The sequence below is a fragment of the Aestuariirhabdus sp. LZHN29 genome (genome assembly GCF_049985285.1).
In the GTDB taxonomy this organism is placed as follows: Bacteria; Pseudomonadota; Gammaproteobacteria; order Pseudomonadales; family Aestuariirhabdaceae; genus Aestuariirhabdus.
On record NZ_JBNIEU010000004.1, the window covers coordinates 96,390 to 111,815 of the forward strand.

The 15,426-nt window shown below is 54.1% G+C and carries 15 protein-coding genes; 7 read left to right on the plus strand and 8 right to left on the minus strand.

The annotated features are described in order from the left end of the window. The first annotated feature begins 92 nt into the window (after nt 1-92). The 3 genes from ACP3PW_RS14570 (at nt 93) to ACP3PW_RS14580 (ending at nt 3,542) form a co-directional block, all read left to right on the plus strand. Entirely contained in the window at nt 93-1,748 is a 1,656-nt protein-coding gene (locus tag ACP3PW_RS14570; protein WP_426417464.1) for a nitrite/sulfite reductase, read from the plus strand. Beyond that, on the plus strand, nt 1,732-2,217 hold the full coding sequence (locus ACP3PW_RS14575) for a DUF934 domain-containing protein (RefSeq protein ID WP_426417465.1): 486 nt from the start codon (nt 1,732-1,734) through the stop codon (nt 2,215-2,217). The genes ACP3PW_RS14570 and ACP3PW_RS14575 overlap by 17 nt, the downstream gene beginning before the upstream one ends. A gap of 158 nt (nt 2,218-2,375) precedes the next feature. Then, nucleotides 2,376-3,542, plus strand: a complete 1,167-nt coding sequence (locus ACP3PW_RS14580) for a cation:proton antiporter (protein ID WP_426417466.1) — start codon at nt 2,376-2,378, stop codon at nt 3,540-3,542. A gap of 72 nt (nt 3,543-3,614) precedes the next feature. On the opposite strand, the gene ACP3PW_RS14585 is transcribed toward ACP3PW_RS14580, so the two are convergent. Together ACP3PW_RS14585 and sohB are read right to left on the minus strand one after the other, a co-directional pair. Further along, nucleotides 3,615-4,610: a YhdH/YhfP family quinone oxidoreductase gene (locus ACP3PW_RS14585; protein WP_426417467.1), complete on the minus strand. Its 996-nt coding sequence runs from the start codon at nt 4,608-4,610 to the stop codon at nt 3,615-3,617. 51 nt (nt 4,611-4,661) lie between these two features. Then, the gene (sohB, locus tag ACP3PW_RS14590) at nt 4,662-5,759 is read right to left on the minus strand and encodes a protease SohB (protein ID WP_426417468.1); all 1,098 of its coding nucleotides are present in this window, start codon (nt 5,757-5,759) and stop codon (nt 4,662-4,664) included. A 329-nt stretch (nt 5,760-6,088) separates the two neighbouring features. Here sohB and ACP3PW_RS14595 point away from each other — a divergent pair, with 329 nt between their 5' ends. Further along, nucleotides 6,089-6,406, plus strand: coding sequence for an SCP2 sterol-binding domain-containing protein (locus ACP3PW_RS14595; RefSeq protein ID WP_426417469.1), 318 nt, complete (start codon nt 6,089-6,091; stop codon nt 6,404-6,406). Between the two features lie 68 nt (nt 6,407-6,474). Here the strand turns inward: ACP3PW_RS14595 and ACP3PW_RS14600 are convergent, their stop codons facing one another. Next, a complete protein-coding gene (locus tag ACP3PW_RS14600; protein WP_426417470.1) occupies nt 6,475-7,122 on the minus strand; it encodes a hypothetical protein in 648 nt (215 codons plus the stop codon). Between the two features lie 105 nt (nt 7,123-7,227). Between ACP3PW_RS14600 and ACP3PW_RS14605 the strand changes: the two genes are divergently transcribed. Next, a complete protein-coding gene (locus ACP3PW_RS14605) occupies nt 7,228-8,010 on the plus strand; it encodes a TSUP family transporter (protein WP_426417471.1) in 783 nt (260 codons plus the stop codon). Here ACP3PW_RS14605 and ACP3PW_RS14610 read toward each other — a convergent pair whose 3' ends face one another. Further along, on the minus strand, nt 8,011-9,663 hold the full coding sequence (locus ACP3PW_RS14610) for a hypothetical protein (RefSeq protein ID WP_426417472.1): 1,653 nt from the start codon (nt 9,661-9,663) through the stop codon (nt 8,011-8,013). Nucleotides 9,664-9,720: 57 nt separating this feature from the next. Next, nucleotides 9,721-10,533: a crotonase/enoyl-CoA hydratase family protein gene (locus ACP3PW_RS14615; RefSeq protein ID WP_426417473.1), complete on the minus strand. Its 813-nt coding sequence runs from the start codon at nt 10,531-10,533 to the stop codon at nt 9,721-9,723. A gap of 349 nt (nt 10,534-10,882) precedes the next feature. On the opposite strand from ACP3PW_RS14615, the gene nhaB reads away from it, so the two are divergent. After that, entirely contained in the window at nt 10,883-12,388 is a 1,506-nt protein-coding gene (gene nhaB / locus ACP3PW_RS14620) for a sodium/proton antiporter NhaB (RefSeq protein ID WP_426417474.1), read from the plus strand. 166 nt (nt 12,389-12,554) lie between these two features. Here nhaB and dnaQ read toward each other — a convergent pair whose 3' ends face one another. The 3 genes from dnaQ to ACP3PW_RS14635 are packed head-to-tail and all read right to left on the minus strand — an operon-like array spanning nt 12,555 to nt 14,486. Then, nucleotides 12,555-13,259 carry a DNA polymerase III subunit epsilon gene (gene dnaQ / locus ACP3PW_RS14625; protein ID WP_426417475.1) on the minus strand — a complete coding sequence of 235 codons (705 nt, stop codon included), beginning with the start codon at nt 13,257-13,259 and terminating at the stop codon, nt 12,555-12,557. 3 nt (nt 13,260-13,262) lie between these two features. Then, on the minus strand, nt 13,263-13,709 hold the full coding sequence (rnhA, locus tag ACP3PW_RS14630) for a ribonuclease HI (protein WP_426417476.1): 447 nt from the start codon (nt 13,707-13,709) through the stop codon (nt 13,263-13,265). Further along, complete coding sequence (locus ACP3PW_RS14635; protein ID WP_426417477.1) at nt 13,710-14,486, minus strand: methyltransferase domain-containing protein; 777 nt, start codon at nt 14,484-14,486, stop codon at nt 13,710-13,712. Between the two features lie 89 nt (nt 14,487-14,575). On the opposite strand from ACP3PW_RS14635, the gene gloB reads away from it, so the two are divergent. Further along, nucleotides 14,576-15,352 (plus strand): hydroxyacylglutathione hydrolase, encoded by a 777-nt coding sequence (gene gloB, locus ACP3PW_RS14640; RefSeq protein ID WP_426417478.1) that lies wholly within the window; start codon nt 14,576-14,578, stop codon nt 15,350-15,352. The last annotated feature ends 74 nt before the right edge of the window (nt 15,353-15,426 follow it).

Consider the following 15,426-nt stretch of genomic DNA (forward strand, 5'->3'; position numbering starts at 1 on the left):
AAAAACTGCTAATCTCGCAGCCAGACGCTAGGGAATTACTGCCAACACCTGACCGGTGCCTGCACCGCACTTTCGAGACCGGATACCCCTCGATGTACAAATACGATGCTATTGATCAGCAGATCGTGAACGATCGCGCCCGCCAATACCGGGGCCAAACTGAACGCTATCTCAATGGAGAGCTCAGTGACCCGGAATTTCTACCCCTGAGACTGCAAAACGGCCTCTACGTGCAACGCTTCGCTCCCATGCTGCGTGTCGCTGTGCCCTACGGCATGCTCTCCAGCGAACAGCTACGCAAGATGTCCGCTATCTCCCGCCGCTACGACAAGGGCTATGCCCATATCAGTACGCGCCAGAATATCCAGCTTAACTGGCCAGCACTGGAATCCGTGCCGGACATTCTAGACGAACTTGCAAGCGTCCAGATGCACGCAATACAAACCAGCGGCAGCTGCATTCGTAGCGTCACCTCCGATCACTTCGCCGGTGTTGCCGCTGATGAGCTGGAAGATCCACGCCCCTGGTGTGAGATCATTCGCCAATGGTCCACCCTGCACCCGGAATTTGCCTATCTACCGCGTAAATTCAAGATCGCCGTCAATGGCGCTGCTGAGGATCGCGCCGCCGTTGGAGTCCACGACATTGGCCTTACGCTGGTAAAAAACGATCAGGGCGAAACCGGTTTTCAGGTACAGGTCGGGGGCGGTCTCGGCCGCACGCCCATCATCGGCAGCGTCATTCGCGACTACCTACCCTGGCCTCAACTGTTAACCTACCTCGAAGCGATTCTGCGAGTCTATAACCGCTACGGTCGCCGGGATAACAAATACAAGGCGCGTATAAAAATTCTGGTTAAAGCACTCTCCGCCGAGACCTTTGCTGAAAAGGTTGAGCAGGAGTGGGCCCATTTAAATCAAGGCCCCGCCACCCTTTCCGAAGCGGAACTAAACCGGGTCAGCGCGTTTTTTGTCGCCCCGGACTACGCGGCTGATGCGGTCCCTGGCGCAGCGCAAGCGTGGCTAGCGAATAACCAGGAGTTTTCTCGCTGGTTCCAGCGCAACGTGACCGCGCACAAGGTCCCGGGCTATGCCGCAGTCACCATCTCCCTGAAGGCGACGGCACAAGCACCCGGCGACATCAGCGCTGAGCAGATGGATGTTCTGGCGGATCTGGCAGACAGCTACAGTTTCGGTGAACTTCGCACGACCCATTTGCAGAACATCGTGCTGGCTGACGTGCGTGAGGATCAACTATTAGAACTGTGGCAGGCGCTCAAAACTATCGAACTTGCGTCTCCCAATATCGGCACGATCAACGATATGATCTGCTGCCCAGGGGGTGATTTTTGCTCGCTGGCAAACGCAAAGTCCATACCCGTGGCAGAAGCGATACAGCGTCGCTTTTCTGATATTGAGAAGCTTTATGAAATTGGCGATCTCAGCCTTAATTTTTCTGGCTGCATGAACGCCTGCGGGCACCACCATGTCGGCAATATCGGGTTGCTGGGCGTCGATAAGAAAGGTGAAGAGTTCTACCAGGTTCAACTCGGCGGCAGCGCCAACCAGAACACGGCACTGGCAAAAATCATCGGCCGCGCATTTGGTAGGGACGAGATCCCTGATGTCATCGAGAAACTGGTTAATCTCTACCTGGAGCGCCGTGAACCCAACGAGCAATTCATCGACACCTACAACCGCATCGGGATTGAACCCTTTAAGGAGCGGGCCTATGCCAAAGTTGATTAAAAACCGCACCCTTATCGATGACGATTTCTCGATCAAGCAGTCGATTGAGGAGAGCACTCCCAAAGGTAAGGTTTTGGTCTCGCTGGAGGAGTGGCAATCACGGCGCGATGAGCTGCTACAATCGCCCGAAAACTATGGCGTATGGCTCAACACCGACGACGAACCCGAACTTCTCGCTAACGACCTCAAGACTGTTCAGGTCATAGCGATTCGGTTCCCAACCTTTTCCGATGGCCGGGGTTACTCCCTGGCACGACTGCTGCGGGAGCGTTATGGCTATCAGGGAGAACTTCGCGCAATCGGCGACGTGCTACGCGACCAGCTGTTTTATTTGCAGCGTTGCGGGTTTGATAGTTTTTCTGTGCGCGAAGACCGGGACATCAACGACGCTCTGGAAGGGTTCAATGATTTTTCCGAGGTTTACCAACATTCCGTTGAGCAGCCCCTGCCGCTATTTCGCAGGCGTTAGCTCATTTCAAAGATATGCGGTGAACGGTACCTGGTACCGTTCACCGCGCCCCACATACAGGGGCTCTTTCTTCGCCCTGCTCAACAGGGCTTCGTTCATGGCCCTGCTCATGATAACCTGACTGCCTCTGTTTTTGCTCAAGGGATCGGCCACGCATCATGGAAAGCGGTTCAATAGTTTTCTCATTTTTCCTGATTTTCGCCGGAGCTGCCGTGCTCGCTTCGGTCGCTCTCTACACCCGCCAACCCCTGCTCATCGCCTATATTGTACTCGGCGCCCTCATCGGCCCCTCTGGCTTTGCACTCATTAACGATACCCAACTACTAAGCGATATCTCTCACGTTGGTATTATCTTTTTGCTGTTTTTGCTCGGTCTGGATATGCAACCGGCCCACCTGGCCCATATGCTGCGAAAAACATCCTGGATCGGTATCGCCAGCTCAATCGTTTTCGCACTACTGGGTTTCGGCACCGGGACACTGTTTGGGTTTAGTGTAATGGAGTCCGTAATCATCGGTGCTGCGATGATGTTTTCCAGTACGATCATCGGCATCAAACTTTTGCCAACGACCGTACTGCACCACAAACACACCGGGGAGCTGGTGGTTAGTATCCTGCTGCTGCAAGATTTAATGGCCATTATGGTGCTTCTGTTTCTCTACTCTAACGAGGGAGATAGCCCCGGATTTGCCATGCTTACCGCGCTGGTCGCGCTTCCCCTGCTGCTGCTCTTCGCCTTTGGCTTCGTAAAGTACCTTCTGCTGCCGCTGATGGCCAAGTTCGATCGCTTTCATGAATACCTGTTCCTGATTGCTATTGGCTGGTGTCTGGGACTGGCAGAGCTCGCTCACGCCGTTGGCCTGTCGGCTGAGATCGGGGCTTTTATAGCCGGCGTGTCGGTGGCAACCAGCCCGATCGCCCAGTACATTGCTGTCAGCCTGAAACCCCTGCGAGACTTCTTCTTGATCCTGTTCTTCTTCTCGGTAGGGGCAAGTTTCAATCTTGCGCTGCTGGGTGATGTCTTCGTTCCCGCCCTAGTATTGGCGGTGCTAACGTTGGCCATTAAACCCTGGGTGTTCAAATTCTGCCTTGGCAAAAGCGGCGAAGATTCTGCAACCGGATGGGAGGTTGGATTTAGGCTCGGGCAAACCAGCGAATTCTCAATTCTGATCGCCTACATTGCAGCGTCGGCTGCCTTGATTGGTACCGAGGCGTCCCACGTCATTCAGGCGACCGCCATCATGAGCTTTCTGCTCTCCTCCTACATCGTCGTGTTTAATTTCAAATCCCCCATTGCGGTCTCCGATCGCCTCCGTCGCGATTAGAATACGCATCGTTGATCCCCACAAAAAAGCCCGGCACTGGCCAGGCTTTTTGTTACGTCAAACGCTCAGTCTCTAATCAATCCTGACCAAAACCCGACCCACAGCGCGGCCGCGGAAGATCAGCTCGATCGCATCGGGTAACGCCTCCAGCGGAATTTCACTAACAACCGAGTCCAGGCAGTCCAGCTTCCACTCGCCAGCCAGCCGCTGCCACACCCCCTGCTTGACCTCGATCGGTTGCTCGACGGAATCTACCCCGAGAAGATTCACTCCACGCAGAATAAAAGGAAATACATTAGCCTGAAAATTAGGAGAGGCCACCATGCCACAACAGGCAACGCTACCACCATACTTAAGGGATTTAATGATATTAAAGAGAATATCCCCCCCCACGGTATCGACAGCACCCGCCCAGGTCTCCTTGAGCATCGGACGATCACTGCCCTCACTGATGGTATCTCGATCCACCACGTTTTTCGCACCAAGATGAATCAGGCGGTCGACCATCTCCAATTTACCGGTGCTGGCCGCTACGTCGAACCCCAGCTTGGCGAGCAACGCCACGCTAATACTGCCCACCCCGCCCGTAGCACCACTGACAAACACTTCACCCAGGTCCGGCTTCATTCCCGCTTTCAATAACTTATCAACGCACAATGCCGCCGTCAGTCCTGCGGTCCCCAGCACCATAGCCTCGCGTAAGTTCAAACCCCGAGGCAAAGGCACCGCCCACTCAGCGGGTATACGGATGTACTGGGAGAATCCTCCCGATGTATTCATGCCCAGGTCGTAACCCGTGACGATCACCTCATCGCCTGCGGCAAACAGCTCGCTCCCGGAATACTCAACAACCCCTGCGGCATCCACACCGGGTGTATGGGGGTAGCTTCGAGTCACCCCTTTGTTTCCTTTTGCCGACAGTGCATCCTTAAAGTTCAGCGAGGAATATCGCACCCGAATCAGGAGATCACCGGGTGGCAGATCATCAAACTGCCGCTCAACGACTTGCTGGCTAAAGAGACTCTCACCCTCCTTGCGTTCAACGAGCAGAGCTTTGAATCGGCTCACGTTTCACCTCCTTGGTGTTTTATCAAGAGTGCCCCATCAAGAGTGTCCCTATCAAGAGAACAGGCGTACCTGCTGCACTCGGCTCCACCACTTTACAAGCAAACGGTCCGCCGACTGCTCGGCCGCCAATCCGAGTTTCTCAGGCAACGAGCGCTTGTAAACGTAACTAACCTGAAAAATATCATGATCATCCTTGAGGTCAAACAGATACTCATCACTGGTTTTTAGTTCATCGACCAGTTTTTCATCAAGGGCGCGCCTGCCAAACCACACCTCTCCTGTGGCGATCTTTTCCATATCAAGCTGCGGGCGATGTTCAGCGACAAACTCCTTAAACAAGCCATGAGTATCCTCAAGCTCCTCAATAAATTTTTGCCGCCCCTTCTCCGTATTTTCACCAAACATCGTCAGCGTCCGTTTATGTTCTCCGGCGGTCAGTAGCTCGACATCCACGCTGTTCTTTTTGAGCAAGCGATGAAAGTTAGGCAGCTGGGCAACGACGCCGATAGACCCCAATATCGCAAAAGGAGCCGCTAGCACTCTATCGGCGATACAAGCCATCATATAGCCACCGCTAGCCGCTACTTTATCGACCGCAACGGTCAGTGGGATGCCCTTGTTTTTGATGCGCTGCAACTGAGATGCCGCTAATCCATAGCTGTGAACCATTCCACCACCACTTTCCAGACGCACCAGGATCTCATCTTTGGGGCGAGCAAGACCCAGTACGGCGGAGATCTCCTCGCGCATGGTATCGACATCTGAGGCGCGAATATCACCGTCAAAGTCAAGCACATAGATCCGGGGCTTTCCCTCCTCCCCCTCGGCCTCGGACTCTTCCGCCCCGCTGTCGGGTTTGGCCTTATGCTTTTTAGCGAGTTGCTTGGCGCGTTTTTTCTCCTGCTTATCCTCTTTCTTCTGCTGTTTCTGCTGAGCCTTAACCTGCTCCTCATCCAACACTTCGGCTTTTAGTTGATCCAACATGTCGCGATATTCATCATTAAGACAAACGACTTCGAGCTGACCGGTGTGCCCGCCGCGCTTGCTGCGGCCAGCAATCGCAAAGATTCCCACTAAAAGGATAAGAACGCCAAAAATCAGGGTAAAGGTTTTTGCGAAAAAGAGGCCGTAATCGGCAAGAAATTCCAAGGTTTCGATCTCCGAAGGATATAAGAAAGTGCATCAAGACGGGCAGTTTATGTGAAACCCGGGCCTCCTGACAAACCCCTACGACTATAGATACTGATCTTGCTGCCACTGAGTAAACCAGGGCACAACAGCAGACCACAATAATTAAAACAAGCGTATGCTTTTTATTGACAGGGCAGGCCAATCCTCCTACTCTGCGAGTTGTTCGGTTCACTTACATTCCGCAACAAAGTACACGCGAGAGCTCAGATTTTTCTGATAACCGCCAACCCAACTGACCAATGGTGCAATGCACCCGAGCGTCAGCCTAACCGTTAAGGAACTAGAGAATGCCTACAGTATCTGAAATCATCGATCAAATGAAAGCCAAGTTTAATGCAGACGCCGCATCGGGCCTTGACGTCGTCTTTCAGTTTGATATCGAAGACGGAGACACCTACAACGTGACGGTTAAAGATGGCACTTGCGACGTTGCAAGTGGCGCTCACGATGCCCCCTCCGTGACTCTTATCATGAGCTCTGAGACCCTGATCGGCATCATGACCGGTGAAACCGATGGCATGCAGGCCTTTATGTCCGGCCAGCTTCGCGCCGAAGGCGATATTATGCTGGCAACCAAGCTCGCCGACCTGTTTCCGGTAAGCTGATTGACAAGGGGTAATAAGATCACCTTATTACCCCTTACCCCCCCTCTCAACCGACGCTGTCTATCGTGCTACTTCCAGCGTGCCAATGCAGTTTTAGCCGGTTCATTCACCGCCACAACCTCCACCTTGTCGGCTTCAATATCCACCCGGTAGATCGCTTTGTCGACAATCGGTAAGTAGCTCGACGGCTCCAGACGCGCCTCCACCAGAGAGTTGCCCCCCCCCAGCCGAATCCAGTTCCAGCTATCAATGCCGTAAGGGCTTACGACCAACGGATGCGCCTGGCGATCCGCTTGCTGTTCCTGCTCGATTGACAGGTAACGGGCGGTAATATCTGCGAGTCGATAGCCCGTACCAAGCCCTACGTCACGAAGCGTTGAGTTCCAGCGCAGCTGACGAACATCCATACGCCACAGCTCGCCCTGCAGCTCGACCAAACTCTCACCGCCCCCGTTATTGGCAACAAGAGCGCTATAGCGTTGCTCTCCCTGCTGGGTAAAACTCACCGTAGCAATGGTACCGACACCGGGCACGGAGGTATAACTGTATAGATCCCATCCCAGAAAACCGGTAACCGCGGCTCCAGCCAACACCAGCAACCCGGCGCTACCACGAAGCCAACCAATCAACCAACTCCTTCTGAGCAACTTGTATGCGACGTATAACAGCAACACTGCTGACAAGCCGACGCCGACGGCAACTCCCCCATAGATCATGGACACCTATCCCTATTGGCCTTGATATCGCTCGATTATGCGTTGTCATCGCCCAATTGGCCAGTTATGCTCTGCGCTTTTCGACCACGGAGTGACGAACTCAGCATGATCGAGACTCTGTTTGGGTTCGCCCCGTCGTTATTCTTTATGTTGCTAGGGGTTGCCTTTCTGGCAGGTTTTATCGATGCGGTCGCCGGCGGAGGAGGACTATTAACCATTCCTGCGTTACTCACAGCCGGACTTCCGCCGCACACGGCACTGGGTACCAATAAGCTTTGCGCCTCATTCGGCTCGTTAACCGCCTCGATTACTTTTTACCGGCGGGGCATATTCAAACCAGCCTTCTGGCTAGCCGCAGCAGCAGCGACCGCTATAGGGGCCACATTAGGAACCGTTGCCGCAGCCCAGATCAGCGCCGACTGGCTGAATAAACTCCTCCCCCTGATCATCATCCTGACCGCGGTATACGCCCTGCTTGCGAAACCTCTCACCGATGATAGCCAAGGCACCACTCCTCGTACGCACCCCAAACTCATACAGTGGCTGCAGGGGTTCGGTATCGGTTTTTATGACGGTATCGCCGGACCCGGCACCGGTTCATTCTGGACACTAAGCAGCATGTCTCTTTACCGCATGAACCTGCTGTTCAGCTCCGGTCTGGCCCGAGTCATGAATTTCATCAGCAACATCGTTAGCTTGATCACTTTCGCGATGCTGGGACATGTAAACGTGGTGCTGGGAATCGGTCTCGGGCTATCGCTAATGGCGGGTGCCTACATTGGCGCCCGTTCAGCCATTAGCATGGGGAGTCGATTTATTCGCCCGCTATTTACCCTTGTGGTACTGGCAATCGCTTGCCGCCTGGTGTGGCAAAACTGGATAAACTGATCAAACCGGAAAGCCAAGCTCCTTGGCCGCAGACTCTGCCAGTTCCAGCACATCATCGCCTTCGTATTTACCGCTATTGAGTCCTTGCAGATAGAAATCAAGGCCGGTCAGTGCGTCTGCAAGGGTTTCCAGGTCCCCTTGGGAGGGCGCACCCGGCTTACCCAGCACCTTCTCTTTCAGGTAACGCTGGCATGCAGCAACCGCGTTGGAAGCGCGCTCTTCATCAATAAAAAGGAGACCGCCTCGCAAACCATCGAGCGTCACGTCAATGTTGGCCAGATGCATCTGATCCCAGTCCGACTCGGTATAGGCGGTGATCGAGCGTTTGAGCATCGCCAACCCAGCCTGAGCCTCGTCGATAACGACAATTCGAGCTTCGAATAACTGATTTGACGCCATAATCGTCGCCTGATCAGTTTCAGCTGTTTTTAGATCATTGGAAGCACGAGGCTTTTCGAGACTAGCCACCATGGATTCTACATACAGGATAGCGTCGGCCAGAGTCAGTAGCTGCTGTTTATCCTCAACACTGCCCGCAGCGCTCCAGCAAGCCACCGCCTCTTGATTCGCTTGCAGAGCCTTGGCAGCAGACACCAGGCCCACCATACCCAAGGTTTTAGGCAAGCGTCCCAGCAGCGTCGACATCTCTTCATAATCTACCGAGCTGCCACGCTCGACCAGGTCGAGCATGTCCTTGAGACTGGAGAGCTCCTCTTTGAGCGCAGCAGACAAGGAGCGGAATACCTCGTTACCCGGACCCGCCATAATCGAGCGCTCTTCAGCCAGGCTGTGGTCGTTGAAAGGCAATGGTAACAGGTTATACTGCCGCCGAGCCTCGTTCGCCAACTCGCCCTGGGTATCTCCCAGCACCACCAGATACAGAAGTTCTTTGAACTGTGCCTTATCAATGCTGGCGGTACTGTCCCCATTCACCAGCATGCGTATCAGCCGGTCGATCCCACCAAATAGCATCTTGCGCTCTATGTAGGTGCCCATCTCGGCATCAACCATGGTTTCAAGCGCCGCAGACGCGGCCTGAAACAACTGCGCTCCCTTGCCAGGTTCCATCAAACCATAAAGACGCTGAATCGCTCTCTCCATGAGCTTGAGGCTAGCAAGCGTGTTCTCCTCTCGGAACAGACCCAGCAAGCCCACCTGATACATCAGCCGTAGACGACGCCCCGTCTCCTCACTGGTGACCAGCAAGCCAATGTCATCTCCCTCGGGTAACGCAGCACGGATCGAGTAGAAAAAGCTCTCAGGCAGTATAGGGACGCGGCGCATACGACGTAACTCATTGACCGTCGGCAGCAAAAGCTCCGGGATCTCCTCTTTGCTCTGCTGCAGGTACTCCAGATAACGGCTAAGAACAAATAGAGAGTTGCTCAATACGCCCAGGGCATCATCACGATCGCGACCCGCGCTTTCGGGAATATCCGTTGCGAGTTCATACATCTCTTCGGCAAGCAGCTCGCCGGCGCTCATCTCAATCAGGCTTAATGTACCGCGAACCTGCCTGATGCACTCCACACAGGCCTGCAGGTGTGCACCCTCATCGCGCTCTTCAATAAACTGCTCCAGACTGCTCTCAGCCTGGTGAATGGTAGATTCCAGCTCTTCCCGAACCAGATTTAATGAACTAGCACCGGCCATTGGGCCCCCTCTTCATTATTAAGATCGCGCCCAAGCAGGGTCGCGTCATTCCCGCAATCAGTCTTCAAATACGGGACGGGATTTACTCATCCCTGCCATTACAGCCACCTTCAGGTCAGTAGCTTGCAGCATTGCGGCATTCCAGGTGGCAACATAGTTAAGTCCATCCTCAATAGAGTGGTCGCGACTGTAGCGCAACATCTCTTTCGTTCCCTGCACTGCAACGGGTGATTTTTCTGCTATCTGCTGTGCCACACCAAGAACCTTGTCCAGCATCTGCTCCGGGTCGGAAAAACACTCATTCACCAGCCCAATGCGCTGCGCTTCCTCTCCCTCAACGACTCGACCGGTATAAGCCAGTTCGCGCATGATACCATCACCGACAATACCGGGTAATCGCTGCAGTGTGCCCCAGTCAGCAGCTAGCCCCATATCAACCTCCTTGATGGAGAAGCGGGCATCCGCAACGCAGTAGCGCATATCGCAGGCCGCAATCAGGTCAATACCGCCGCCGTAACAGCAGCCGTGGATGGCCGCCAGCACCGGTTTCGGACACTCGTCAATCGTACTCATGAGCTGCTGACTATGGCGTATTACCTGCTTGAGCTTAAGTGCATTGCGCGCCACCTCTTTGCCCAACTTCGAGCCGATCTCCATCAGCATACCCAGATCGATGCCCGAACAGAAATGTGCCCCGTTACCGCTAATAACAACAGCTCGCACACTGGCTTCGCTGGCAACCCACTCGAACGCTTGCTGTAGCTCACTCCACATCAATTGATCGATCGCATTTGCCTTGTCGCTTCGATTCAATTTGATGTGGGCTACCTTGCCCTCGTGAGCCACTTCGACGGTCTTCAACTCCAACATCCCTTCCTCCGTAACGGCGCATTCAATGTAATCGAATCACTATATCAATCCTAAAGCAAAATGCTAAGTAGTTCGTGCAACACGCTGTCCCTAAAACAGGAGCGTGATCACGCTTCTGGATGCGCAGCCAGCGTATTGGGCACCCTTGCCAGCCACAGGCATATGAGTACGTTGTTAACCACAATTACGATCTGTCGCTTTTTCGACTTTGGCGATATAACAATTCAGCGTCAGCTGGGTATAATATGCGGCGATTTTCAGGAGCGCGTTCAATCTCCTAGTGCATAGAACGATAAACGGGGGTCATCAAAGGGCCCTGACAACTTGTATATCAAGGGAAAATTAGCAGATGAGTGGATCATTACGGGGAGCACTTGCCAGTAACTTCCTAGGCAACACCTCTGGTTGGTACAAATACACAATCATCGCATTTCTAGTCATAAATCCTATTCTGCTCTATCTGGCGGGTCCCACCGTGGCCGGATGGGTGTTAGTGCTGGAGTTCATTTTCACCCTTGCGATGGCTCTTAAGTGCTACCCACTGCAGCCCGGGGGCTTACTGGTGGCCGAGGCGCTACTAATTGGTCTTAGTAGCCCTGAATCCCTTAAGCATGAAGTGTTCCAGAACTTCCCCGTTATCCTGCTGCTGATGTTCATGGTGGCCGGCATCTACTTTATGCAGAACCTGCTGCTCTTTGCTTTCACCAAGATTTTGCTAGGCGTGCGCTCCAAGGTATTGCTTTCACTACTGTTTTCTATTCTTGCCGCCGTTCTGTCGGCTTTTCTCGACGCCCTCACGGTAACCGCCGTAGTTATCAGCGTCGGGGTCGGCTTCTACTCGGTCTACCATAAGGTCGCCTCAGGCAAAAAGTTACAGAACGCTGACCACAACCACCTACAGGACGATATGGTGGTCGAATTTCACCGCAGCGATCTCGAACAGTTTCGAGCATTTCTGCGCAGCTTACTGATGCACGCTGCGGTAGGAACCGCCCTGGGTGGTGTCTGCACCCTGGTAGGTGAGCCACAAAACCTGCTCATCGCGGAAAAAATGGGTTGGGATTTTGTCGAATTTTTCGTGCGCATGGCGCCGGTCACCATGCCCGTATTGGTATGCGGCCTTTTAACGGTCATCGCGCTGGAACTGACCGGCTGGTTTGGCTACGGCGCCACGCTACCCGAGAAGGTTCGCACGGTGCTCGAAGAATACGATGAGATAGAATCCCAAAAACGCACTGACAGGGACAAGGCCGCATTAATGGTGCAGGCTTTGGTGGGCATCGTTCTGGTTTTGGGGCTTGCCTTCCATGTCGCCGAAGTCGGCTTGATTGGTTTGCTGGTCATCGTCTTGATCACCTCCTTTAACGGCATTATCGAAGAACACCAGATCGGTAAAGCCTTCGAAGAAGCCCTCCCCTTTACTGCATTACTGGTGGTTTTCTTCGGCATCGTGGCGGTGATTCACGACCAACACCTGTTTACCCCGATCATCACCGCCGTACTGGCGATGGACATAGCGATTCAGCCCAGCATGTTCTTTATCGCTAATGGGGTGCTATCGATGATCAGCGACAACGTATTTGTGGCGACGGTCTACATCAACGAGGTCAAGGAGGCTTTTGACAACGGCATTATCGACCGCGCCCATTTCGATACCCTGGCCATCGCTATCAACACCGGCACCAACCTGCCGAGTGTTGCGACCCCTAACGGCCAGGCCGCCTTCCTGTTCCTACTCACGTCGGCGGTTGCCCCACTGATTCGCCTCTCCTATGGCCGCATGGTTGTAATGGCTCTACCGTACACCTTGGTGATGGGCGGCGTTGGGCTGCTTGCGGTCCGCTTCCTGATTTAACGCTTCAGAGTCATGAAAAAGGCGAAAACCCCGTAAGGTTTTCGCCCTTTTTTTGCTGTTGCACGGCTTGGGGCTCTGTGGGCAAAACCACCCTATTCTCTGCGGGTTATAGATCCAACCTAAACCAAAAGGCTGTTTGTTCGCAGGCTCTTTTCCGCTGGCATCACTATTGCTCTCGCCACAGACAGCGGCCCTTGGCTGCAATCTCATCCAGCTTCGCTTCATGAGCCTTAAGCTCGGATTCGCTAGCCCGAACGAGGGGCAAAGGGAGTCGGTCCTGAGGCAAGCGACGAATGATCGATGCCGCCTCGGCGGCGGCTTCCTGGTCTGCGCCCCCTAACGACAACGAGGTCTGGCCACCCGTCATTATCAGGTAGAGGTCGGCCAGAATCTCCGCATCCAACAGCGCGCCGTGCAACTCACGCGACGAATTATCCACACCATAACGCTTACAGAGGGCGTCGAGATTATTCTTCTGCCCCGGGTGACGACCCCGCGCCATGACCAGGGTATCCACCACCCCGCAGATCGATTCAACCAGGGGTAAACTGGCGTCGAGCATGCGGAATTCATGGTTAATAAACCCGATATCGAAGGGTGCATTGTGAATCACCAGTTCGGCACCACGGATAAACTCGATGAAGTCTGGGCACACTTCCGCAAAACGGGGCTTATCTGCCAGAAACTCATTGGTGATACCGTGTACCGCCATCGCCCCCTGATCAACTTCACGCTCGGGGTTGATATAAACATGATAATGCCGCCCGGTATGTTTACGCCCCACCATTTCAACGCAGCCGATTTCGATAATACGGTGCCCTTGGCGGGGCTCCAGACCGGTTGTTTCTGTATCCAGTATCACTTGACGCATCGGTTAAGCTCCCAGCACCTTTTCAACACCTGCGTTAGCCAGCTCATCGGCCAACTCGTTCCCAGGATGGCCGCTATGGCCCTTCACCCAACACCACTCAATGCTATGAGGCTTAACCACCTCATCAAGCAGCATCCATAAGTCTGCATTTTTGACCGGCTGCCTGGCGGCAGTTTTCCACCCCCGCTTTTTCCAATTATGCATCCACTCGGTAACCCCCTTACGAAGATACTGCGAGTCGGTTGTTATGCGAATTTGACAGGGTCGGGTCAAAGCCTGCAGGGCTTTAATCGCCGCCAACAACTCCATACGGTTATTGGTGGTATTAAGTTCACCGCCAAACAGTGTCTTTTGCTTCTCGCCGTATCTCAATAGGGCACCCCAACCACCCGGCCCGGGATTCCCCTTGCAGGCCCCATCCGTAAATATCTCAATTACCTGCTCGCCCAACTAGCTTCTCCTACTATTTCGCTCAACCACAGCCCCTGAAACCAGACGTTTGCGCGGTACGCGCCATCGCGGGCGCACAGGGGTTACTACTCGCTCATCCCGGGTCGCCTGTATCAGGTAGAACCCTCCCAACGGGAGCTTCCAGCGCCCAGCCAGCTGGGTAACGCGCTGCTCGATACGTTGCAGTGAGGGTTTACCGGTCAGCGGAAAAAAAGCGCCATAGCATACCTCATCCACGGAATATCCCAATAGCTGTAGCCAATCCTGTATACGATGGCTGGATAAGTAACGCCCTGCCGAAAGCGGCTGGCGACTGCGTGGAAAACACCGATTAAGGAGATTAATGCCACTGAACGGATTAAAGCCTAAAATCATCACCTTGCCGCCAGGAATCACACATCGTGACGCTTCGCGCAGCAGCTGTTGGGGCTGCAAACAAAAGTCGAGCGCGTGATGAACAATGACTGCGTCCAGGGAACGGTCGGCAACCGCCCAGTCGTTATAGTCACAACGAATCTGCCGCTGACCACAGCGGGCGCTGGCAGTAGGACAGATGGTGAATCGGTGACCGATGCGACAACTCGCAAGCAGCTGGCTCGCATCCGCGATGCCAATATGGGCGCAATGATAGCCAAAGACAAAGGAGAGGCGCTCATCAAGCATTATCCGCTGCTGCTCCAGAAGCTCGCGCCCCTGATCACTATCGAACCAGTGCTGCAACGAGGGCAGCAACCTATCCAGATCAAGTCGTTCCTGCTTGCGCAACCAAAGCCCCATGTTATGACGATTCCAAATACGATAGGCTGTATCATAGCACCCGATCCTCACCACCTAAATGATTCCCCCACTTAAAGGAGAGCTCCAGCATGCTGAGCCTTACAGCGGTTCCCGCCTTTAACGACAACTACATCTGGGTCCTTAGCAAGGATGGCTGTGGCTGGGTGGTAGATCCGGGCGATGCGGCCCCGGTACTCAACTATCTGGAAAACAACAACCTCACTCTTGAAGGGGTTTTGGTAACCCACCATCACCCCGACCATACCGGTGGCATTGCAAGGCTGCTTTCCCAATACCCCGAACTGGAAGTTGTCGGCCCAAACAACCCCCGCATTGGATCGGTGTCCCGTAAAGTCTCTGAGGGGGATACCCTGGAGCTGCTCGGATGCGCCTTTAAGGTGATTGCGACACCCGGCCATACCCTGGATCATCTGTGCTACTTCAGCATTCCCAATGGTGACACGCCTCTGCTTTTTTGCGGTGACACCCTGTTTGCAGGCGGTTGCGGACGCCTGTTCGAAGGCACCGCCGCGCAGATGCACCATTCACTGCAAAAACTCGCCCAACTACCTGTCGATACGCGAGTTTGCGCGGCCCACGAATATACGCTGGCCAATTTGGCGTTTGCAATAGCGGTCGAACCCGACAACAGCGAACTCCAACAGCGGCTGCAGCGCTGCCAGCAGCAGCGGCAAAACAACCTCCCTACGCTGCCCTCCAGCCTGCAAGAGGAGCTGGACAGCAACCCTTTTTTGCGAATAGGGGAGCCGACGATTGTCGATGCCGCCTGCGCGCAAGAACAGCACCCGGTGAGCGGCGAAGAGACTATATTCGCCGCCATTCGCAGCTGGAAAGATCGCTTCTAGGGCGTCGCGGGCAATGATGGTACACTTGCCCGCTTTCATAACGCTATAAGAGCTGCTTTTCGCCCTATGACGAC